The following is a 22,732-nucleotide window of genomic DNA, read 5'->3' as shown; positions in this document are numbered from 1 at the left end:
ACCGTTAGTTGGCATGCGCGAGCGTCTGGACTTTGCCGGCTGCCGTATCGCCGACATAGATGCCGAACGCGTCTTCACTGCGTTCGCGTACATAGCGTTGCAGCATGGAACGCACGGCGTCGTCGCGCAGTTCGCCCCATGGAATCCGCGACAGCGGCACGATATGGATCGCGTCGTCCATCATTGCCGCGAGGCTGCTGGTCACGCGTCCACGGTAGTAGACATGGACGCTCGCCGCAGGGCCGCTGCCCGATTCGAAGACGGCAAAAATGAAGTCGAGATGTGTCGGCAGTCCGAGTTTTGCCAGCACGCCGCGCAAGCTGCCTGTGTCGCTTTCAGGTTCGAGCTTGACGCCCGTCGGCAACTGCAAACCGTCTTTCGTTTTCAGCAGCACGAGGCCGTCGCGATGTTCGAGAATCGCGCCTACCTGCGCACGCGCGCCCGTTGCGGCGAGTGCGTCCTGCGAGAGATGGAAGTTGACGTACGCGCCGCGGCAATAGCCCAGCGGCGAGGCGTTCGAGTGCACGAAATCCACCACACGGCCGATCAGGATGATGTGATCTCCGGCGTCCACTATGTTGTGCGTTTTGCAATCGAACGTGGCGGCGGCGCCGTCCATTACCGGCGCGCCGGTGGCACGCGCGCGCCACGCAACCTGCGCGAATTTGTCGGGCGACTTCGACGCGAACACGCCCGAGACCGCTTTCTGGTCGCCGGCCAGCACGCTCACCGCGAAGTGATCGGTAGCGGAGAAGACCTCGTGACTCGACGCGCTCTTGGCGATGCACACGAGAATCAGCGGCGGATCGAGCGAAACCGAGGCGAACGAATTGGCCGTGAAGCCGCGCGGCGTGCCGTCCAGCTGCACGGTCGTGACGACCGTCACGCCGGTGACAAACGCGCCGAGCGCGCGGCGGAATTCAAGCGAATCGAAAGTCTGTTCGGCGAATGCTTCAGACATGGCCTTCTCCCATGTTCGGTACGTCTGCCGCGCGCTGTTGCATCGCTTCGGCGAAGAATGCCAGCAACCGTGTGGTGACTTCGTCTGGATGGCTAACATTCATCATATGACGCGCGTCCGCGATGACATCGACGCGGCCGCGCGGCACGGCGTCTGCCATGGCCCGCGACATCTCCGCGCTCGAATTCAGATCGCACTCGCCGGTCAGGAACAGCGCGGGCGCGGACAGCTTTGTGAGGCGACCTACGTGGACATCGTCCGAGCAGGCAAAAAGACGGTAAGTCCGCGCATAGCCGACCGCGTTGACCGACAGCAGCAAGTGGCGCACCGCCTGGGCCGCCTGCGTTAGATGGGCCGGCACCGGGTCGCCGAACCAGCGCCTAAGCGTCGCATCGACCGCCTGCGCCGCGTCCGCGGCATCGCCCGGATTGGCGGTTGTGTCGCCGAGGGTCGCCGCGCGCGACATCACCGCCTCGCGCTGGTCCGGCGAGCGGTCGTATACCGCGTTCAGCGCAGCGACGCTCAGCGTGCGCGCCGCCCGGGTCAGCGCGAATTCGAGCGCGACGAGCGCACCCATGGAATGACCGACTACGTGTGCCCGCGCAATGCCGAGGCCGTCCAGCAGAGCTTCGAGCTGCCCGGCATAGTCGCCGAGCACGGGCTCGACGGGCGGCAGCACGCTGCCGCCGTGGCCGAGCATGTCGTAGACCACGACCTGGAAATCCGCCGCCAGCAGCGGCTCCACCTGAGGCGCCCACACGCGCTGGCTCATGCCGACGCCGTGAATCAGCACGACGCTTGCGCGTTGCTGCCGTGACTGCGGCGCATACACGCTGTAGCTCGTCCCAGCCATTTCGCCGCGCATCGGTGTCTCCGTCGGCGTCCGATCGAAATCCATCAGATCCTCACACTTCGAGATTATGGTATGCCATGCTACAGCTCAAGCTGAAGTAGAAATATTATGGAATACCATAAGATAGAGGCGGAACCGGATTGGCATGACCGTTGCCGGGAACGCGTGGCTCTCGGGACGCGGCATTTGGGGACGCTGGCTGCGCTTAGTATTCGAAAGGTGAACGAAAGTAGCGTCGCTTTGGAGGCGCCGTTCGGAATGGGAAAGTCAGTGGGAAACAGACCGGCGCGACGAATGAGCGCGCGAGACGGCCGCGCGTCGGCGGCCGGAGGTGGAGGATCTAAGCCGAGTCCAGGCTCGGGCGGAATCGACTAATTAAGGCGTATTGCCGCCTTCGGTGCGTTGCGCGAGCGCCTGGCTCGCCAATTCCGCCGTGCGCTTGATATGAGCGATGGACGCCGCATAGGCCGCGTCGCCGTCGCGGCGTTCGATGGCGTCGAGCATCTTGTTCATCTCGCGGTTCGATTCGCCGCTGCGCCCAGGCATCGCGATAGTCAGCGCGCGCAAGCGGTTGATGCGCGCGTTCAGCGTTTTGACCACGGCAAGTGAGACGCTCCGCTGGGCGCCCTCGAACAGCGCGTCGTAAAAGTGCTCCGTGTCCGCCAGCACGGCCGACAGATCTTCGACCTTGAAGGCCGTTTCAATCTTTTCCCGGATTGCGCGCAACTGCGCCACGAGTTCCGGCGTGGAGCGCTCGGCACACGCGCGCGCGGCGTTCGCCTCGAGCAGCCCGCGCAGTTCGTAGATCTCGCTGACCTGAGCGGGATTCAATTGAGCGACCACGGGTCCCTGACGCGCGATGACGTCCACGAGTCCTTCCGTCTCGAGATGCCGCAGGACCTCGCGGACGATCGTGCGGCTGACCCCTAGCTCGTCGCATAGCGTGCGCTCCACGAGACGCGCGCCCGGCTTGAAATATCCCTGCACGATCGCGTCGCGTAGTTTGTCCAGCGTCAATTCACGAAGAGTTTTAGTTTCGCGGACAACCTTGAGATCTGACATAGCGTGAGGATAGTTGGCAAAAGAAATCCAGGCCGCGCGACGACGTCGGGCAGAAGCTTGGAATGCCATATTATCGCGTAAACGGGTCGCGGCTGATTGTCAGGTGAAGTTGATTTGAAGTTGGGTGCCCTATCCGTCAAGCAGGTTGCGGACGGCGCTGTCACTTTGCTGGTGCGATGACGAGACGGTGGCAAGGGCCGCAGTGCCTGGAACACAGTGGACATGCATGTCGATCGCGACGAGTTGGTCGAGGTTCATCCTGCGTTTCTCGTTAAGACGTTGCATTTGGATCACTTCGTGCCGCCAGCATTCGCGACGATCACGGCCGGATCACGCTGCGCCGTGTCATACAACGCGTCGACCAACCAGGCGCGCTGCGTCAGCACCGCGCGTTGGTTGATCGAGCCTTTGTCGGTGATCTCGCCGAGATCGAGCGAAGGCGCCACATCCATGAGCCGCAAACGCGCGATGGTGGTCGCGCCACCGGTCGCCCCGCGATTGAGCGAGTCGAGCAGCGCGGCAAAGTGGGCGCGCACCGCGGGTGCAGCCACCACGTCGCGCGCGCCCGCGTCCGCCGGCAAGCGCGCCAGTCGCCTGCAATCGTCGAGGCGCGGAAATACCAGCAGGCCCACGTCGTCGCGATTCATACCGGCGACCACCACGTCCTGTACGTAGGGTGCGCCTGCGGAAATCACCCTGGCCCGCATCGGCCCGACGCTCACGAAGGTGCCTGAACTCAGCTTGAAATCCTCCGCGATGCGGCCGTCGAACAACAAGCCGAGTTCGGGCCGCGCCGGGTCGACAAACCGCAACGCGTCGCCGCTGCGAAAGTACCCCTCTTCGTCGAACGCGTTGTCCAACTCTGCCGCGTTGGGGCGCCAATAACCGGCCATTACGTGCGGCCCGCGATAGCGTGCCTCGAGCTTGTCGCCGACCGGCGCGAGTTTGACCTCGCAGCCGGGCGCCGGCAGGCCGACATAGCCGGCGCGCATGATCGGCCCCGTGGTGAACAGACACGACGGCGACGTCTCCGTCATGCCAAGCCCGGCCATGATGCGAATGCGCTCGCCGCAGTACTGGTCGGTCACGCGTTCGAGCCGGTCCCACGCCGCTTGCGACAACCCCGCGCCGGCGAAGAAATACACCTTCACACGCGAGAAAAACGTCTCGCGCAACCGGCTGTCCTGTTCCAGTGCGATCGCCAGTTCCTCCCAGCCCTTCGGTACATTGAAGTAGATGGTCGGCGCGACGTCGCGCAGATTGCGCAGCGTTTCCTCGAATTTGCCGTTGACCGGTTTGCCGTCGTCGATATAGAGCGTGCCGCCGTTGTAGAGGGCAATGCCTACATTATGACTACCACCAAACGTGTGATTCCAGGGCAGCCAATCGACCAGCACGGGCGGCTCGCTCGCGAACTCCGGGAAGGTTTCGAGCAGCATCTGCTGATTGCTGCATAGCATGCGGTGCGTGGTCGGTACCGCCTTCGGCAGTTTGGTCGACCCTGACGTGAAGAGAAATTTGGCGATCGAATCGGGGCTCACGGCCGCGTGAACAGCGTCGACGGTGGTCGGCGTGGCGGCCAGCAAATCGCTCAGCGAAGTCACGCCACGCGTGGCGGCCGGATCGCGCGACGGCGTGGCGGACACGATTTCCACGCCGGCCGGCACGACCGCTTCGATGGCGCGGGCAAACGTGTCGTAGTGGCTCGCGAATACCAGACCCGGTGTTAGCAGTTCGATCGTATGACGCAGCTTGCCGAAGTCGCCGGAAGCGAGCGCATAAGCCGGCGAGATCGCCGCATACGGAATCCCGGCCCACATCGCGCCAAGCGCGAGTTGCAAATGCTCGAGGTCGTTACCCGACAGAATCGCAATAGGCCGTTCGGCCGAAAGATCGCGTGCGAGCAGTGCCTGGCCGATCGCGCGAGCGCTGTGCAATGCTCTCGCATAGCTCAGGCCGACCCATTGACCATCGCGGTCGCGGCGCGCCGCCAGCCAACGTTCCGGATGCGCCTCGGCGCCGCTCACGAGCCGCTCGGTCATCCGCTGCGGATGGGCGCCGAGCGCTTCGTCCGCGCGTAGATACCACGTCTCGCCCTGCCGTTGCGTACGCAACGATGGGGTGCCGATCATCGTCTCCCGATAGCGCGTCGGCGCAGCGGGGATGCTCGTTTGTGTCGGCTCGCTATGCAAAGCCTGTCTCCTGTTGCTGTCTGCGGTCGACCCGTATTCGCGCCACCTGCTCAAGCGCGAAGCGTGCGCGATCAGATCGGATAGTGGCGCGGCCCGGTTTGAATCGTGATCCAGCGCAGGTCCGTGAATTCGGCAATCGACGCCTTGCTGCCGAAGCGCCCATAGCCGCTTTTCTTCACGCCACCGAACGGCATCTGCGCTTCGTCATGCACGGTTGGTCCGTTGATGTGACAGATGCCGGACTCGACCCGTCTGGCGACGTTCCAGGCGCGCGACACGTCACGGCTGAACACCGCGGCCGACAAACCATAGTCGCTGTCGTTGGCCACCCGCAGCGCTTCCTCGTCGCCGTCCACGCGCTGCACCGTGACCACCGGGCCGAACGATTCTTCGGCATACAGCTTCATCGCCGGCGTGATGCCGTCGACGATCACCGGCTGCATGATCGCGCCGTCGATCGTGCAACCCACCGGCAGTGTCGCGCCGTGCTGCCGCGCGTCATCGACCAGTGCGGCGATGCGTTGCGCCGCCGCCGCGCTTTCGAGCACGCCGAGTACCGAGTCCGCCGCCGCGGGATCGCCCGCTTTCAGACTGCGCGCTTTGGCCGCGAGTTTGTCGACCAGCGCATCGGCAATCTTCCGGTCGACGATCACGCGTTCGGTCGACATGCAAATCTGCCCCTGGTTGAAGAAAGCGCCGAACGCGATGGCGGCCACCGCCGCGTCCAGATCGGCGTCGTCGAGCACCAGCACGGGCGCCTTGCCGCCAAGCTCAAGCAAGGCCGGCTTCAGATGCTGCGCCGCGTGTTGCGCGACGATGCGTCCCACGCGCGTCGAGCCGGTGAAGTTGACCCGCCGTACCGCCGGATGCGCGATCAGCCGTTCGACGATCGCCGGAGCGTCGCCGGCGTCATGCGTGATGACGTTCACCACGCCGTCGCCGAGACCCGCGTCCTGCAACACGCTGCCGATCAGCCGGTGCACGCCCGGACAGCCTTCCGACGCCTTGAGCACGACCGTGTTGCCGCACGCGAGCGGCATGGCGATCGCCCGCGTGCCGAGAATGACGGGCGCGTTCCACGGCGCCATGCCGAGCACCACGCCGCACGGCTGCCGCACCGCCAGCGCGAGACTGCCGGGCACGTCCGACGGGATCACGTCGCCGTCGATCTGCGTGGTCATGGCGGCGGCTTCGCGCAGCATGTTGGCGGCCAACATCACGTTGAAGCCGTACCAGTTCGGCATGGCGCCGGTCTCGGCCACGCCGGTTTCGATGAACTGCGCGGTACGGGCGTCCATCAGATCGGCTGCTGCAAGCAGGCGTTTGCGGCGCTCGGTCGGCGCCAGCGCCGACCATGCCGGAAACGCGCGCGCGGCGGCTTCGACGGCCGCGTCGGCGTCGGCCACCGTGGCGGCGGCCGCGCGCGACGCAACACGGCCGCTCGCGGGATTGATCCGCTCGAAAGTCTTGCCATCCGTTGCGCCACGGCTCTCGCCGCCAATCAATAACGTCACTTCCTGCATGTCTGTCGTCTCCTCACCCGTCTCTTTTGCAGGCATTCGCCTGGGACCCGATCCGCCGCCCGGCACGCGGCCGATCAGCGCTTGTAAGTCTGCAGACCCGGCTTGATCGCCTTGTCGTCGAGGAACTGCTTCAAACCCTGCTCGCGGCCGCCTTCCGGATCGCGCAGTTGCGCCTGATCCAGCTTGGCGTACAGGTAGTCTTCGTTCTGATCCCACGTCAGTTCGCGGCAACGCTTGAAGCCGTTTTTGGCCGCCCGCAACACCACCGGATTCTTCTGCAGCAGCTTGCCGGCCAGTGTGCGCGTGGCGTCGAGCAGCTCGGCGCGCGGCACGCTTTTATTCACGAGGCCCATCTGCGCGGCTTCCTGACCCGTGAAGGTCTCGCCGGTCATGATGTAGTAAAGCGCCTGGCGGTGTCCGACCGTGTCGGCCATCGCCTTGCTCACCAGGTTGCCCGGCGGAATGCCCCAGTTGATCTCGGACAGACCGAACACCGCTTCGTCGGCGGCGATCGCGAGATCGCATGCCACCAGCGGCGAAAAGCCACCGCCGAAACACCAGCCGTTGACCATCGCGATGGTCGGCTTTGCATACATGCGCAGCAGTTGCCATTGCCAGCGGCAGGCATCGCGGCGAATCTTTTCCTGCAGAATTTCCGGGCCGCCGTCGACTTCGCGGAAATACTCCTTCAGATCCATGCCGGCCGTCCACGCATCGCCTTCGCCTGTCAGCACCAGCACCTGCGCTTCGGCGTCGAGCTCCACGGCTTCGAGCACCTCGATCATTTCCTTGTTCAGCGTCGGGCTCATGGCGTTGCGCTTCTCGGGACGATTGAACTTGACCCATGCAATGCCTTCGACGACATCGACTTTGACGGTATTCCAACGGCCTTCGTAATTCATCTGCTTTCTCCGTGAACGTTGGCCGCGACGGCGGCCTGATAAACGCATTTAATATCAGGCTGCCTGATATGTAAAGTGGAATGTCGATGGCTTGGTGCAAACCCCTAGCGGCGGAATCCGTCGCCGGGCACGCTAAGATGCGGGATAGACCGGATCTCCTGCCCACATGAGCAAAAATCAGAACTCCCCTGTCGAATCCGCCGCGCCGCGCACCCGCCGACCCAGCCTGCGCCTCACCTATGTGATCGGCAGCCTCGACCGCATCCTGCGGCGTCGCATGACCGAAGCGCTCGCACCGCTCGGTTTGACACTCGCCCAGTTCACGGCGCTTTCCGTGCTGGAAGCCAAGGGGCAGGCGTCCAATGCACAGGTCGCCGAGCGCTCCTTCATCACGCCGCAATCGGCCAATGAAGTAATGAACGCAATGGCCGCCCGCAACTGGATCAGTCGCGAACCGGACCCGACCCACGGCCGTATCGTGCTGCTGCAACTGACCGACGAAGGACGCGCCGTGCTGCGCGAATGCGAGCAGGCCGTGAAGATCATCGAGAAGCAGATGATGGAAGGCATCGAACTCGACACGGCCGGCGCGGTGCAAACTCACCTCGAAATCTTCGTGCGAAATCTGCGCGGTTAAATTCTCCACGCTGTCAAATTACTAGGTGTTTTCACCGAACGATTTGCGCTTGTTTTATCAGCCTACCTGATATTAAATCCACTCCACGATGCAGCGTGTGGAGACGCGCCTCATCGCATCCAGGCACATGGACAGTCTCGCGGGCATCGAACCGGTGCGGCGCCGACACGCCTGTAAGGACTCGCGCCAGACCGACCCGCGGCACGGCAACACGGAACCTGCCTTCCTCCTGCGAAACCGGAAGACCACACAATTTAATAAGGATCACTACGTGAAGCGCACCGGAACACTTATCTCGAACGAGGACGTGGCAGCCACCGCTGCGTCGCGCGAATCGGGCGCGTTCGTGACGCTCGCCCTCTGCTTCGCCGTCGCGTTGCTGGAAGGCCTGGACCTGCAATCGGTCGGCGTGGCGGCGCCGCGCATGGCGCACGAATTCGGCCTCTCGGTCGCGCAAATGGGACTCGCATTCAGCGCCGGCACCTTCGGCTTGTTGCCCGGCGCGTTGTTCGGCGGACGGCTGGCCGATCGCATCGGCCGCAAGCGTGTGCTGGTGATTTCCGCCTGCCTGTTTGGCCTGCTCTCGATCATGACCGCGCTGGTCAGCGACTTCTCTACGCTGGTGATCGTGCGCGTGCTGACCGGCATCGGTCTGGGCGGTGCGCTGCCGAACCTGATCGCGTTGTCGTCGGAAGCGGTCGAGCCGCGCTCGCGCAGCACCGCCGTCAGCGTGATGTATTGCGGCATTCCGTTCGGCGGCGTGATCGCTTCGGTGATCGGCGTGCTGAGCGCGGGCGATACCGAATGGCGTCACATCTTTTACGTCGGCGGTGCGGGGCCGCTGATCCTGGTGCCGCTGCTGCTGGTGTTTCTCGCGGATTCGAAGGCGTTCACGCAGGCTTCGCACGACGGTCGCGCGAAACCCGCGCCGGTCGGCGAAATCCTGTTCGGCGGCACGCGCGGTCTCTCGACCGTGCAGATCTGGATCAGCTACTTCTGCACGCTCATCGTCCTCTACTTCCTGCTCAACTGGTTGCCCTCGTTAATGGCGGCGAGCGGTTTGACGCGTGCGCAGGTCGGCTATGTGCAGATCTTCTTCAACGTTGGCGGCGGCATCGGCGCGCTGTGCATCGGCATGTTGATGGACCGCGTGCGTTCGGGCGTCGTGGTGGCCGGCATGTATGTCGGGATCATCGCCTCGCTTGCCGCGCTTTCCATGGCGCCAGGCTTCGCCGCGCTCGCCGCCTCCGCATTCTTCGCGGGGATGTTCGTGATCGGCGGTCAATCCGTGCTGTATGCGCTGTCCGCGGCTTTCTATCCGACGGCCATGCGCGGTACCGGCGTAGGCGCGGCCGTGGCCGTGGGGCGCATCGGCTCGGTGGTCGGGCCGCTCGCCGCCGGTCAATTGCTGGCGATGGGCCGGAGTTCGTCGACCGTCATTGGCGCGAGCATTCCGGTCACGCTGATCGCGGCAGCCGCCGCCTTGCTGTTACTGCGCCGTCCGCGTGCCGACCACTGACCGGCACATCGCACCAGAAAATTCGACGACAACACCCCCATAAATTCAATCGACGGTTTGGAGACACCCTTCATGCAAGCATCAGCACGCCTTCTACTTTGCGGCGCCCTGTGCGCCGGCAGCGGCGCCGCAGCGGCCCAATCGAGCGTGACGCTCTACGGCATCATCGACACCGGCATCGAGTACGTCTCACACGCGAACGCCGCGGGCAAAGGCCTGTTCCGCATGCCGTCCGTCACCGGCGAACTGCCTTCGCGCTGGGGCCTGCGCGGCAACGAAGATCTCGGCGGCGGGTATAGCGCGATATTCACGCTCGAGAGCGGCTTCAACGTGCGCAACGGCGAGCTTGGCCAAGGCGGCCGGCTGTTCGGGCGCCAGGCGTTCGTCGGCATCAAGAGCCCGTATGGCACGGTTTCGTTCGGCCGCCAGTACACGATGACCTACCTCGCGCTGATGGGTGCGGACCTGATCGGCCCGGACATCTACGGTCTAGGTTCGCTCGACGCCTACGTACCGAACGCCCGCGCCGACAACTCGGTGAGCTACCTCGGCAGTTATGCGGGCGTGACACTCGGCGCCAACTACTCGTTCGGGCGCGACGCCGCCGGCACCGGCAACTCGCCGGGCCAAGGCACCTGCACGGGTTCGGTGGCCGGCAACCCCACGCAATGCCGCGAATGGTCCGTCATGCTCAAGTACGACGCGCCGCAGTTCGGTGTCGCGGCGTCGTATGAGGAACAGCGCGGCGGCAGCACCGCGGCGGCGAATTTCTTCGACGGTATAGCACCGACGCCGCTCACCAGCGCCACCGGCAAGGACGCCCGCACCCATGTGAGCGCCTACGCAAACCTCGGCAAATTCAAGTTCGGCGCGGGCTGGCTCAACCGCCGCGTCGAACCGTCGGCGCTCGCGCTCGCCGACGTGCGCTCGAATCTGTTTTTCGTCGGCGCGTCGTACTTCGTGACGCCCGCGTTCATCGTCGACGGCGAGGTCTATCACATCACCAATCGCGACCACGATACGCGCGCCACGATGGGCACGCTGCGCACCACCTACCTGCTGTCGAAACGCACCGCCGTCTACGCGCAGGCCTCGTATCTGGCCAACAGCGCGAAAGCCGCCTACTCGGTCAGCGGCGGTGGCGGCGGCACGACGCCCGCGCCGGGCACCGGCCAGACCGGCGCGATGGTCGGCATTCGTCACTCGTTCTAGGAGAAACCGCAATGAAGTGCACCTCCATCGCGCTCGCGGCGGCTGCCGCGCTGAGCCTCGCCGCGTGCGGCGCCAACGACGTCGGCACCGCCAATACCAGCCCGGTCGCGAGCGCGTTGCCGCAACTGAGCGCCGCCACGCCCGCGACGCTCGCCGGCAATTGCGCGGCGCTTGCGGCAAAGCTCAGCTTCGCCAACACCGTCTTCACCTCCGTCACCGACGTCGCGGCCGGCACCCTCGCGGTGGCCGGCAAGCCGATCGCCGAACACTGCCTGATCCAGGGCAACATGAATCAGCGCGTAAGCAGCGTCGACGGCAACACCTATGCGATCGGCTTCGAGATGCGTCTGCCGCTCGCCTGGAACGGACGCTTCTTCTACCAGGCCAATGGCGGCCTGGACGGCAATGTGGTCACGGCCACCGGCGAGATCGGCGGCGGCGGCCCGACCAGCGACGCGCTCAACATGGGCTTCGCGGTGATCAGTTCGGATTCGGGACACAGCGCCGCGCAGAACCCGCTGTTCGGCCTCGACCCGCAGGCGCGTCTTGACTACGGCTACAACACCGTCGCCGCGCTCACGCCGATGGCCAAGCAGATAATCAAACTCGCGTACGGCAAGGCGCCCGATCGCAGCTACTTCGACGGCTGCTCCAACGGCGGCCGCCATGCGCTCGTGGCGGCGGCACGTTCGTCGGGCGATTACGACGGCATCATTGCCGGCGATCCGGGCTTCCATCTGCCGAAAGCGGCGATCGGCGAAATGTGGAGCGCGCAACAATTGGCCAGCGTAGCGACCGCGACGACGGCGAACGGCCTGCCCGATATCACGACGGGATTCACGGCCGTAGAGCGTCAGATGGTCGCGTCGAAGATACTCGCCAAATGCGATGCGCTCGACGGCGTCAGCGACGGCCTCATCCAGGATATCAAGGCATGTCAGGCGAACTTCAGCCTCGCGAGCGACGTCCCCACCTGCAGCAACAACGTCCGCGACGGCACCTGTCTGACCGGCGCGCAAAAGACCGCGATCGGCAACGTGTTTTCCGGCGCGCGCAACAGCGCCGGCACGGCGCTGTATGCGAGCTTCCCTTACGACGCGGGTCTGGGCCCTGGCTGGTCGGCGTGGAAGCAGGCGAATTCGATCACGCTCGACCCGGCCGCGGCGGCGTTCACGTTCACCACGCCGCCGCAAAGCGCCTCGGTGCTGAGCCAGTTGTCGGCATACGCGCTGAACTTCAGCATGGACACCGACGCGCCGAAGATCTTCGCCACCAGCGGCGTGTATAGCGAGTCGGCCTGGTCGTTCATGACCCCACCGGACGAGACCAACCTCAGCGCGCTGAAGCTGCGCGGCGCGAAACTGATGGTCTATCACGGCACGAGCGATCCGGTGTTTTCGTCGAACGACACGACCGACTGGTATCAACGGCTCGCCACCGCCAACGGTGGCGATGCGTCCAACTTCGCGCGCCTTTACACGATCGCCGGGATGAACCATTGCAGCGGTGGCCCGAGCACCGATCAGTTCGACATGCTCACGCCGCTGATCGCGTGGGTCGAACAGGGCAAAGCGCCGGACAGCGTGATCGCCGCCGCACGCGACGCGAGCAACGTCGTACCGAATGCCGACGTGCCCGCCGCGTGGGGTGCGGGACGCACGCGGCCGCTCTGCGCGTATCCGAAAGTGGCTCGCTACCAGGGCGGCGATGTCAACACCGCGAGCAGTTTCGTTTGTAGTTGAGTGCTTGAGAAGGCGTCCATGCATGGACGCCTCCCGATTTACCACGCCCTCGTTGATGACAGTCTAAGGGCTGTGGTGCAACTAAGGTGCTTACGGTTACACGATCGCCCTAGTGCTGTCCTCGTGGACGACCTGAGCTTCACCCGTGTCCGGTCTGATCTTGAACCAGATGGAATACATCGCGGGCAGGAACACCAGAGTCAGAATCGTCCCTGCGAAGGTTCCCCCAATCAGCGTATAGGCCAACGTGCCCCAGAACACGGAATGGGTCAGCGGGATGAAGGCGAGCATCGCCGCGAGCGCCGTCAGGATGACTGGCCGGGACCGCTGGATGGTCGCCTCCACTACCGCATGGAAAGGCGCCATTCCTTCACGCTTATTCTGTTCGATCTGGCCTATCAGGATCAGCGTATTGCGCATCAATATGCCAGAGAGGGCAATGAGTCCCACCAGGGCATTGATACCGAACGGCTGATTGAACAGCAGCAGTGTCGGAACCACACCGATCAACCCCAGTGGACTCGTCGCGAACACCATCATGGTGGAAGCAATCGAGCGCGTCTGGAAAATGATGATCAGCAGGGTGAGTGCGATCATGATCGGAAAGAGTGGCACGAGCGCCTGATTCGCCTTGCCGGCCTCCTCAATCGCCCCGGCTTCCTCGATCCGGTAACCGTCCGGCAGCTTCGCGATAATCGGCTGCAGTTGCGCGAGCATCGCAGTCGAGACATCAGGCGGCTGCAGCCCTTCAGCAATGTCGCCCCGTACAGTGACGGTCGGCGTGCGGTCGCGACGACGAAGTATCGGATCCTCCATCCGGATATCGACCTTTCCAATCTGTGAGAGGGGCACGCGCTGACCACCGGCACCCACCAGCGTGAACGCATTGATTCGATCAGGGTCCAGTCGCACGTCGCCGGCCGATCTTGCAACGACTTCGACCGAACGGATGTCCTCCCTAACGTGGGTGACGGGAATACCGGTCAGCAGGAACTGCAACTGCTGGGCGACCGAACTGGAGCTCAACCCAAGCGCCTGGATCCGGTCCTGATCCAGCGTGAAATGCAGGGTGGGCACGAGAGGGCCCCAGTCGGTATTCACCGTTCGCATCTTCGGGCTGGCGTTCATGACACCCGCGACCTGCGCGGCGATGGTGCGCAATTTCTCCGGATCCGGTCCCATGACGCGGAATGCGACCGGATAAGGTGAATAAGGACCGAACACAAGCTGGGTGACGCGAACCTGCGCCGCGGGCACGAGACCTTCGGCGATGGCCTTGCGCAGGCGGAACTTGAGCGCCTCCCGCTGCTCCTCGTCACTGGTGCTTATCACCACTTTTGCGAACGACGGATCCGGCAGTTCCGGAGACATTGCCAGATAGAAGCGCGGCGCCCCCTGTCCGATGTATGACGTCACGATTTTTGCCTCGGGCTGCTTCGCAAGCCATGCCTCGACCTTTGCCGTTGCCGCCGAGGTTTGCCCGATGGACGTACCGTAGGGCATCTGCACCTCAACAAGGACTTCCGGCCGGTCGGAGGTGGGGAAGAACTGCTTCTTCACGACGCCCATTCCCATCACCGCAACGACGAATGAAACGATTACGATCCCTGCAACCATCCACTTGCGTTGAACCACGCGTATCAGGAACTGGCGAAAGCGCCGGTAGTTCGGGGTGTTGTAGATCGCCCCATGGCCGCCCTCGATTTTGGGAATGTCGGGCAAGAGCTTGACACCCAGATAGGGAGTGAAGACGACGGCAACGATCCACGACGTGATCAGCGCGATACCCACGATCCAGAACATGTTGCTGGTATATTCCCCCGCCGTCGAGCGGGCAAAGCCGTTGGGCATGAAGCCGATTGCCGTGACCAGCGTACCTGAAAGCATTGGGGCGGCCGTGTGGCTCCACGCGTAGGCTGATGCCTGGACACGGCTATACCCCTGCTCCATTTTCACCACCATCATCTCGATGGCAATGATCGCATCATCGACCAGCAGACCGAGTGCAAGGATCAGCGAGCCGAGCGTAATGCGGTCGAAGTTCTTGCCGGTCGCGGCCATGACGACAAACACCCCGGCGAGCGTCAGCGGCACCGCTGCCGAGACGACAATTCCTACTCGCCAACCCATGCTGGCAAAGCTCACCACCATCACGACAAGCAGGGCAACAAAGAATTTGACCATGAACTCGTCAATCGCCGAATGGATATTGACAGCCTGGTCGGTCACCTTGGTGAGGCTCATACCCAGCGGCAGCCCGGCGTTAATTGAAGCCACGTCCTTATCGAGCGCCTGCCCCAGGTTAAGCCCGTTCCAGCCGTCACGCATGACGACGCCAAGCAGCAACGCGGGGTCGCCGTTGTTGCGAATCTGGAAGGTGGCAGGGTCTTCATAGCCACGTTCGATGGTGGCTACGTCCGAGAGCTTGAGCGTTCGGCCCTGCACAACGATGGGCGTGTCGCGGATTTTCTGCAGCTTGTCAAAGGCTCCCTCGATGCGAATGAACACCTGGGCGCCAGACGTGTCGATCGACCCTGCCGGTGTCAGGACATTCTGGCCATTCAGCGCCGCGAAAATATCCTGCGGCGTCACGCCCAGCGTCGCGAGCCGATCGTGCGAAAACGAGATATAGATCCGTTCGGCCTGCTCGCCAACGATGTTGACCTTCTTCACGCCCGGCACGTGAAGAAGTCGCTGACGCAGACCCTCGGCGTCACGCACAAGCAGCCGTTCCGGCTGCCCTTTCGCCTTCAGCGCGAACAGTGCAAAAGTGACGTCGGAATACTCATCGTTAACGAGAGGACCTATGACCCCGGGAGGCAGACTGGCATGCTCATCGGAGAGCTTCTTGCGGGCCTGATAAAACTGCTCCGGCACGTCGGCCGGTGGCGTGCTGTCCAGCAGAGTCACCGTTGTGAATGCCAGCCCCGGGCGCGTATAGGTTTCGGTACGATCGTAATATCGCAACTCCTGCATGCGCTTTTCGAGCGGCTCCGCCACCTGGTCCTGCATTTCCTGAGCCGTGGCGCCAGGCCATGCCGTGATAACCGTCATCGACTTGACGGTAAAGGGGGGATCTTCTGCGCGTCCAAGCTTGAGGAAAGCGACGATCCCGGCAACGGAAATCAGGATGATCAGAAAGAGCGTGACCGAGCGCTCGCGAACGGCCAGAGCCGAGAGATTGAAGCCGCTCATTGCGTCTCTCCGTCCCGTTTGACCGAAGCCATCGCCGTGCCGTCGTCGGCGAGGCGAACCTTTTCGCCGTCATGAATCAGCTGGGCGCCAAGCGCTACAACCCGCTCGCCCTCATGAAGGTCGCCGGTAACGGTCGCCGTCTCGTTGCTGAGCGCCACCACCCGAACCTTGTGCCAGGACACGTGAACCGGAGAGCCTTCAATTGTCCAGACACCGGTGCCGGTTCCCGGGTCGAACAATGCACCCACCGGCACCTCCAGAGCGGTGTCACGCTGCCCACCGTTGCCAGCAAGGTTGACCGTCACGGTGGCACCCAGTGGGGCGTCGGCAAGTGCGCCGCCCAGAACGTACCGGGCTTCGTACGTACGGGTCAGGCGATCGGCCGAGTCCGAGAGTTGCCGCAACGAGGCGGGCACACGCGTCCCGTTCGCGCCGTAGAGCGATGCCTGCGCAATCGAGCCCGGAGCGGGGCGCAGTGTTTCAGGAAGCTGGACCACCGCCTCACGCGGCCCCGCGTGCGCGAGACGCACGACGACCTGCCCCGCAATGACGACCTGCCCCGGCTCTGCAAGCGTCTCCATAACCACGCCGTCGGCGTCGGCCACGAGAACGGCATACCCGGAGGCATTGTTGGCGAGATCGGCCTGCGCCCTGGCAGCGACGAGTTGCGCTTTCGCGGAGTCGGCGGCCGCCTTGAGCTGCTCATAGGTCGATGCCGAAACCGCGCCGGCTGCCACGAGGTCGCGGTACCGCACTTCGTCGTCAGCCGTCTGCGTGGCCCTGGCCTGCGCAGCGTCAACCAGTTGCTGCTGCGATCTGGCCTGCAAGCCCAGATCAATCGGATCGATGCGAATCAGAGGCTGGCCGCGCTTGACCGTCTGCCCCGCATTAACCAGACGCTCGATGACTTTTCCCTGAACCCGGAAACCAAGATCGCTCTCAACCCGGGCACCCACCACGCCCGTGAACGAGCGACTCTCTCCCGGTGCGCGCTGGACTGCGCTTGTGCGCACGATCGGAGCCTCGGTACGCGGGTCGGGGACATGCGGGTCACTGCATGCCGCAAGGGCAAGCGATGCCAGGCTCAGTGTAAAAACGAAAGAACGATGCCGGAACATGAGGTCACTCCTTGCGACTAGTTGGAGGCCTCATTCTGATACCAGTGACTAAATCAGTCAATAGTCACAAATGAAATTATGGGGAAAGGCTCCTGAGCACCAGGCTAGCAAGCTGGGTCGTTGCTTCATCTGCCGAATCGAGGTTGTGCTGAAGCAGCAGGGGATTGAAGTAGGGCTTCATCACCAGGAAGATCGCGTTCACCGCCTCATCCAAGGGCGTCTTGCGCTCAAATTCGCCAGCCTCCCGGCCCAGCACCACAATATCGGTCAGAAGCCGCCGGATCTGTTCCTCATAACCACGAGTGGAAGGCCAGGGCGAAGCCGCAGCAACGGCGGCAATATCGTAAAGTTTGCGGTCCTGGAAGAAGAGTTCACGTCCGGACGCGAGTAACGCCTTGAACATACGGCGAAATTTCTCGGTTGCGCTGTGAACGTCGTCTACGGCCTCGGTGACGGCCGCGATGATGGCAGCGAGGCGATTCGCACAGATCACCTCGCCTATGGCCTGTTTCGAGTCAAAAAACTTGTAGATATAGGCTTTGGAAAAACCGATCTGCTTTGCAAGGTCGGAGACAGTTGTCTTTTCGTAGCCGTATCGGGTGAAGTACTCCGTCGCTGCCTCAACGATTTGCGCGCGAACTTCATGCTCCGACGGGCCACGGGACGGGGGGGCGGATGTGAGGGACGTGTTCATGACTAAAGCTTAGCCGCTCAGAGAGTGATTGACAACCTGTGACCATATTGTATATTAGTCACAACTTCATCACTTCCCGAGACGATCATGCGTTCGTATCGCCCCATTCTTCTGCTGATCAGCGCCGCTGTCCTTTCCGCCTGCACCGTCGGTCCCGACTACCACCGGCCGGATGCACCACTTGCGCAGAGCTATATGACGCAGCGGCCTTCGGCAAAGGCCGCTGCCGTTTCCCCGGCGGATCTTTCAGCCTGGTGGGAGGGCTTCGATGATCCTCTCCTCACCCGCTACGTTTCCCTAGCCCTGGCTCAGAACCTGGACCTCGCCCAAGCCGTCGCGCGGATTGACCAGGCGCGCGCGAGCGTTGGCACCGCTACTGCGGCACTGCTTCCCTCGGCGACAGCATCAGCCTCGGCGGCCCGAGCCTACCAGTCGATCGATACGCCGGTGGGCCAGTTGCTCAATGCGACGCCAGATTACAAGCGCTGGGGAAGCGAGTACGAAACCAATCTGGAAGCCGGTTGGGAAATAGACATTTTTGGTGGTCTGCGCAGGCAGCGTGAAGCCGCGCTCGCCGATTATTCAGCCACCCGGGCGGCGGCCGTCGCCACCCGACTGGCCGTCGCAGCCCAGACAGCGGACATCTACGTCACCGTACGGGGCCTTCAGACCCGCCTGGATATCGCGAATCGGCAGGTGAAGACACAGGAAGAACTGCTCGCTGACGTGCAGCTCCTTTACTCGAAGGGCGCGGCCGCCGACTATCAGGTTCAGCAGGCGCAAGGCACTCTCGACCAGGTCCGGGCAACGGTACCCGTCCTCAATGCGGGCCTGGATGCGGCGTTGAACGCGCTTGATGTCATGCTGGGCTCGCCGCCGGGGACGCACCGGGCAGAACTGCTCACGTCCGCGCCCATCCCCGCAGCGCCACCCATCGCGGATATGGGCACGCCGGCAGACCTGCTACAACGGCGCCCGGATCTGATCGCCGCTGAACGTCATCTCGCGGCGTCCAACGCCCGAATTGGCGCGGCAATGAGCGAATACTATCCGACGGTCTCGCTGAACGCTTTCCTTGGCAGCGCAACCGCAGCCGGCGCCGGAACGCTTTTCACGGGCGGCGCCAGCCAGATGGCAGGCCTCGTCGGATTACGCTGGCGCCTGTTCGACTTCGCCCGGATCAACGCCGACGTCAACGAGGCAAAAGGCGCCGACGCGCAGGCGCTCGCAGGCTACCGCCAGGCCGTACTTCGCGCCACCGAGGATGTTGAAAGCTCGCTCTCGTCGTTGGTGAACCGCGAGTTACAGGCCACCACTCTTTCGCACGCGGAATCGTCATTGTCCAAGGCGAGGGACTCCTCGATGGCCGCTTACCGCGGCGGTGCTGCAAGCTTCATCGATGTACTCCACGCGGACGAGACCCTGCTGCAGGCTTCTGACGCAAGAGCGCAGGCGCAAACGGAAACGGCTCGTGCGGCGATCGCGACGTTCAAGGCGCTCGGCGGTGGATGGAATCCAGATTCACTTCAACCGCAGCAGTCGTCATCTGCGCGCTCCGCAGGGAAGAATGCAGCATCGGACGGCGCATAAGTTGCGCACCACAAACGAGTCTCGCAGGATCGCGCACGCGGGATATTGGTAAAGGCCCCTCAGACGCAACCGTCCTCCAATAGAGTTTGCGAGGTCTCCGGTTCGCGATCTGGGGCGTCCAGCAGGATACCCACACCGGTTCTGGTCGCCTGCGCATTGCCACTGGCTGCGGCGCAGCTCGACATTTCATCACTGTTCACGCTGCAGTCACCAAGATGGTCTCATTTAGTCGTTCTCTCATCGAAAGCAGCCGCCCGACAACATCACCCAGACAGGTATGGTGGCACTCACGGTTTCGATAAATGAACGGGGAAGCCCACTCGAAGCCGGGCCGCCCAGGCTTGAAGAAATCCCCAATGATCGCCTGACTCTGCCCGGATCGATTTCCCCGGTGATGTCGCCCGGATCATGCGCGACTCGCACCGCTCTTCATTTGCCCGACACTTCCGTGGCCCCCGCCCATGCGACGCGCTATCGGTCACCCGGGCTCACTTGAGTCGGCGCATGCAGTACGGGCGTGAGGCGAGTCGTCGTCCGGGAGGCGCTCGTCCGTCGTTGTGAAACGTGCGAGTTGCGCGCTGACGTCCCTCAGGATTTCATTCGCACAAGCATGATCAGTGTCCCGGATTGCCCGCGACAGCGCGACTGCACCCACCATCGTGGCTAGCATGGTCACCGCTACCGCCTTGGATTGGGGCTTGCCACCCGTCTCCGTCTCCAGCGTTTGAGCAATCAACTCGACATAGCGCTGGATGCCGTCACGAAAGGCTTCGCGCGTGCCTGCAGCCTGCCGCCATACCTCGGTTACAAGTGCCGCGTTGGGACAGCCGACTTCGGGGTGGTCCCGATGAGCAGCGGACAGATAGCGGTGAACAAACTCCGCCGTGGAGAGCCCGGCAAACTCACTCAGCGTATCTTCGAAGGCGCGGCTCGTAGCCGCCTTGGTCAGTGCTTCTTTGGACCGGTAGTGGCTATACAGCGCGCCGTGTGTCAGCCCCGCCGCCGCCGCGACCTCGGCAACACTTATTTGATCAAAGCCGCACTCCCGAATCAGAGCAGCTGCGGCCTTCTCGATCGCTTCACGGTTCTCGGTTGCCCGAGCCTTGGTGACCTTCATTCTGTTCTCCAGAGCACGTGGCCTTCATGGCCCACGGCGGCCCAGCCACGTCTAATCATTGCAATCACAATTTTACGCCTTGTTGGCATAGGAAAAGCGCCCCTCTAAACGAGGATTGGCACTCGCGTTAAGCATCAAGCGCCGTTATCACGAGAGCCGCCCGAGGCAGGGCGCTCCTGCAGACGAAACACCACGTGGGGAAATCGCTTGACTTTATTAATTATACACGCAATCATTGTATTCATTGCAGTCGCAATGATAATCAGGCGCTAGCGTCTGACCTGAAATCCCACCTGGAGATAAACATGAACATCGAAGGTTCCGTAGTACTGTTGACCGGCGCTAACGGCGGTATCGGTCGTGCTTTCGTCAAAGCGTTGCTTGATCGTGGCGCGGCGAAGATCTATCTCGGCGTGCGCAACCCGACGTCCGTGCAGGACCTGCTTGCCGCATCTGATCGTCTGGTCGCGGTGGAACTGGATCTCGCCCGTCCCGACCAGATCGCGAGCGTCGCCAGCACCACTCCCGACATTAATCTGCTGATCAACAACGCAGGAACGGCTGCCTTTAGCGGCGCGCTTTCTGCCAGCGATACTTCTGGCGCGCGCGCAGAGATGGAAGTGAACTACTTCGGCGTTCTCGCACTTTCTCAAGCGTTGCGCAACACACCGGCATTCCGCGCAGGCGGCGCTATCGTCAACATTCTTTCGGTTCTTTCGCATATCACGCTGCCTGTCGCGGGAACGTACTCGGCGTCGAAAGCGGCGGCATTGCATCTCACCCGCACCCTGCGGGCCGAACTGAAGTCACGTGGCGTTCAGGTACTCGCCGTCTTGCCGGCACAAACGGACACGGCTATGGGCGCTGCGTTGCCGGAACCGAAACTGACGCCCCAGCAGGTTGCTGCCGGAGCGCTGGACGCCCTCGCTGAGGGACTGGATGAAGTCTTTCCGGGTGAACTCTCGCAAACAACGGCAAAGGCATTCAGGAATGATCCCGACGGTATCCAGGCTCACATGGCGCAGCTCGTTCATTCCATTTCCTGACGCTCGACTTAAGGCAGGAGTATTTCCATGACAAGGAAAGTTGTTTTGATCACCGGCGCGTCCTCCGGCATCGGGGATGCGACCGCGCGAACGCTGGCAGATGCGGGGTATCGCGTCTTCGGCGGCGTGCGCAGACCGGATACCGCAGTTGCGGCGCCTGGCATCGAGTACGTCCAGATGGATGTGCAGAGCGAGGAGTCGGTGACGTCGGCGGTGAACCTCGTGCTCACGAAAGCTGGTCGCATCGATATCCTCATCAACAATGCTGGTGTCTCCCTGGTCGGCCCGGTGGAGGCCACCAGCGATGCCGAAGCCAAAGCCCTGTTCGACGTCAATGTCTTCGGTGTCCTGCGAGTGGTGCGAGCCGTGCTGCCCTCCATGCGACACAATCGCAGCGGAATCGTCGTCAACATCAGTTCAGTTCTTGGCTTTCTGCCGGCCCCTTTCATGGGGCTGTATGCCAGCAGCAAGCACGCGCTCGAGGGGCTCTCGGAGTCGCTGGACCATGAGGTTCGCGCATTAGGCGTGCGTGTCGTGCTCGTCGAGCCGAGCTTCACGCGAACGAAGCTTGATACGAATGCAACGCGAACACAGGCCGTCATCGTGGACTATGCTGCCGCGTTGGCGAGCAGCATCGATGCGGTGCAGCAACAGGTGAACAGCGCCCCACCACCGAGTGAAGTGGCGAAAAAAGTCCTCTCGATCATAGAGGGGGCACGCCATCTCAGGCAGCCAGCGGACGGACGCGCGAAGCTGCTTAGCTTTTTACGTCGCTTTGCGCCATCCGCCCAGGTCGACAAGAGCCTCCGGCGCGCGTTCGGTCTTCAGGGCAAGGCTATGTGACAAGACATCACCTTATGGAACTTACCGCACCTCATTATGTGCATATGCACTTTTTGTGTCGGTGTTCGAGATGCGTTTGTCCGTAACTGACCTCGATACCAAATCCTGCGCTACGTATGCCCGGCTTAACTAACTCGATGCCACATCATGAATATGTTTTTAAAGATCATAGTTGCGACTGTCATTGCAATTCCGGGTACGACTTTCGCGCAAAACAAGGTATCGGCGCTCCACGCAGATACGACGACCGATCCGGATTCCCGCTCCCCCTTTGCGAAGAGCGACTATTCCGCGTCGAAACAGTCAACCGAATCTACGGGTCAGTACGAAAGGAAGCTGCCAGAGCCGCGCACTGACGTGGTTCTGAGCCCCTACTCCCCGCCAATTCATGACGTCAAAAAATGATGACTGGCTCTGGCTGACTGTGGATTCAGCCGGTCAATACAACACCTGAATCTGCATGAGCAGCGGAGACGAATACAGCCGCCTTGTCCTCGTACCCGCACGAGCGTGAATCAAGTGCAAA

General features: G+C 62.8%; 17 protein-coding genes. 7 read left to right on the top strand and 10 right to left on the bottom strand.

Going from position 1 to position 22,732, the window contains the following annotated elements; genetic code table 11:
* Positions 1–4 precede the first annotated feature (4 nt).
* From B0G83_RS24450 to B0G83_RS24425, 6 genes are all read right to left on the bottom strand, one after another.
* The gene (locus tag B0G83_RS24450; RefSeq protein WP_105509973.1) at positions 5–961 is read right to left on the bottom strand and encodes a flavin reductase family protein; all 957 of its coding nucleotides are present in this window, start codon (positions 959–961) and stop codon (positions 5–7) included.
* Positions 954–1,859, bottom strand: a complete 906-nt coding sequence (locus B0G83_RS24445) for an alpha/beta fold hydrolase (RefSeq protein WP_105509972.1) — start codon at positions 1,857–1,859, stop codon at positions 954–956. The genes B0G83_RS24450 and B0G83_RS24445 overlap by 8 nt, the downstream gene beginning before the upstream one ends.
* 330 nt (positions 1,860–2,189) lie before the next feature.
* The gene (locus tag B0G83_RS24440; RefSeq protein ID WP_105509971.1) at positions 2,190–2,876 is read right to left on the bottom strand and encodes a GntR family transcriptional regulator; all 687 of its coding nucleotides are present in this window, start codon (positions 2,874–2,876) and stop codon (positions 2,190–2,192) included.
* 290 nt (positions 2,877–3,166) lie between these two features.
* Positions 3,167–5,068 (bottom strand): feruloyl-CoA synthase, encoded by a 1,902-nt coding sequence (locus tag B0G83_RS24435; protein WP_374954940.1) that lies wholly within the window; start codon positions 5,066–5,068, stop codon positions 3,167–3,169.
* A 71-nt stretch (positions 5,069–5,139) separates the two neighbouring features.
* Positions 5,140–6,591 (bottom strand): aldehyde dehydrogenase, encoded by a 1,452-nt coding sequence (locus tag B0G83_RS24430; protein WP_105509969.1) that lies wholly within the window; start codon positions 6,589–6,591, stop codon positions 5,140–5,142.
* A gap of 74 nt (positions 6,592–6,665) precedes the next feature.
* On the bottom strand, positions 6,666–7,493 hold the full coding sequence (locus B0G83_RS24425; RefSeq protein ID WP_105509968.1) for a p-hydroxycinnamoyl CoA hydratase/lyase: 828 nt from the start codon (positions 7,491–7,493) through the stop codon (positions 6,666–6,668).
* 166 nt (positions 7,494–7,659) lie between these two features.
* Between B0G83_RS24425 and B0G83_RS24420 the strand changes: the two genes are divergently transcribed.
* From B0G83_RS24420 to B0G83_RS24405, 4 genes are all read left to right on the top strand, one after another.
* Positions 7,660–8,130, top strand: coding sequence for a MarR family winged helix-turn-helix transcriptional regulator (locus B0G83_RS24420; RefSeq protein ID WP_105509967.1), 471 nt, complete (start codon positions 7,660–7,662; stop codon positions 8,128–8,130).
* Positions 8,131–8,437: 307 nt separating this feature from the next.
* Positions 8,438–9,649 (top strand): 3-(3-hydroxy-phenyl)propionate transporter MhpT, encoded by a 1,212-nt coding sequence (mhpT, locus tag B0G83_RS24415; RefSeq protein WP_105510005.1) that lies wholly within the window; start codon positions 8,438–8,440, stop codon positions 9,647–9,649.
* A 72-nt stretch (positions 9,650–9,721) separates the two neighbouring features.
* On the top strand, positions 9,722–10,861 hold the full coding sequence (locus B0G83_RS24410; RefSeq protein ID WP_105509966.1) for a porin: 1,140 nt from the start codon (positions 9,722–9,724) through the stop codon (positions 10,859–10,861).
* An 11-nt stretch (positions 10,862–10,872) separates the two neighbouring features.
* The gene (locus tag B0G83_RS24405; RefSeq protein ID WP_105509965.1) at positions 10,873–12,603 is read left to right on the top strand and encodes a tannase/feruloyl esterase family alpha/beta hydrolase; all 1,731 of its coding nucleotides are present in this window, start codon (positions 10,873–10,875) and stop codon (positions 12,601–12,603) included.
* A gap of 96 nt (positions 12,604–12,699) precedes the next feature.
* Here the strand turns inward: B0G83_RS24405 and B0G83_RS24400 are convergent, their stop codons facing one another.
* The 3 genes from B0G83_RS24400 to B0G83_RS24390 form a co-directional block, all read right to left on the bottom strand.
* Positions 12,700–15,798, bottom strand: coding sequence for an efflux RND transporter permease subunit (locus tag B0G83_RS24400; RefSeq protein WP_105509964.1), 3,099 nt, complete (start codon positions 15,796–15,798; stop codon positions 12,700–12,702).
* Complete coding sequence (locus B0G83_RS24395; RefSeq protein WP_105509963.1) at positions 15,795–16,916, bottom strand: efflux RND transporter periplasmic adaptor subunit; 1,122 nt, start codon at positions 16,914–16,916, stop codon at positions 15,795–15,797. Before B0G83_RS24395 ends, B0G83_RS24400 begins: the two co-directional genes overlap by 4 nt.
* A 76-nt stretch (positions 16,917–16,992) precedes the next feature.
* Positions 16,993–17,610: a TetR/AcrR family transcriptional regulator gene (locus tag B0G83_RS24390; protein ID WP_105509962.1), complete on the bottom strand. Its 618-nt coding sequence runs from the start codon at positions 17,608–17,610 to the stop codon at positions 16,993–16,995.
* 87 nt (positions 17,611–17,697) lie between these two features.
* Here B0G83_RS24390 and B0G83_RS24385 point away from each other — a divergent pair, with 87 nt between their 5' ends.
* Positions 17,698–19,200: an efflux transporter outer membrane subunit gene (locus tag B0G83_RS24385; RefSeq protein WP_105509961.1), complete on the top strand. Its 1,503-nt coding sequence runs from the start codon at positions 17,698–17,700 to the stop codon at positions 19,198–19,200.
* A 478-nt stretch (positions 19,201–19,678) separates the two neighbouring features.
* Here the strand turns inward: B0G83_RS24385 and B0G83_RS24380 are convergent, their stop codons facing one another.
* Complete coding sequence (locus tag B0G83_RS24380; RefSeq protein ID WP_105509960.1) at positions 19,679–20,317, bottom strand: TetR/AcrR family transcriptional regulator; 639 nt, start codon at positions 20,315–20,317, stop codon at positions 19,679–19,681.
* A gap of 305 nt (positions 20,318–20,622) precedes the next feature.
* Between B0G83_RS24380 and B0G83_RS24375 the strand changes: the two genes are divergently transcribed.
* Positions 20,623–21,363, top strand: a complete 741-nt coding sequence (locus tag B0G83_RS24375) for an SDR family NAD(P)-dependent oxidoreductase (RefSeq protein ID WP_105509959.1) — start codon at positions 20,623–20,625, stop codon at positions 21,361–21,363.
* Positions 21,364–21,390: 27 nt separating this feature from the next.
* Positions 21,391–22,206 carry an oxidoreductase gene (locus B0G83_RS24370; RefSeq protein WP_105509958.1) on the top strand — a complete coding sequence of 272 codons (816 nt, stop codon included), beginning with the start codon at positions 21,391–21,393 and terminating at the stop codon, positions 22,204–22,206.
* The last annotated feature ends 526 nt before the right edge of the window (positions 22,207–22,732 follow it).

It is taken from the genome of Paraburkholderia sp. BL21I4N1 (assembly GCF_002973525.1).
Taxonomy (GTDB): domain Bacteria; phylum Pseudomonadota; class Gammaproteobacteria; order Burkholderiales; family Burkholderiaceae; genus Paraburkholderia.
The sequence above is the reverse complement of the archived record's forward strand: the minus strand, read 5'-3'. Positions and strand labels throughout refer to the sequence as shown.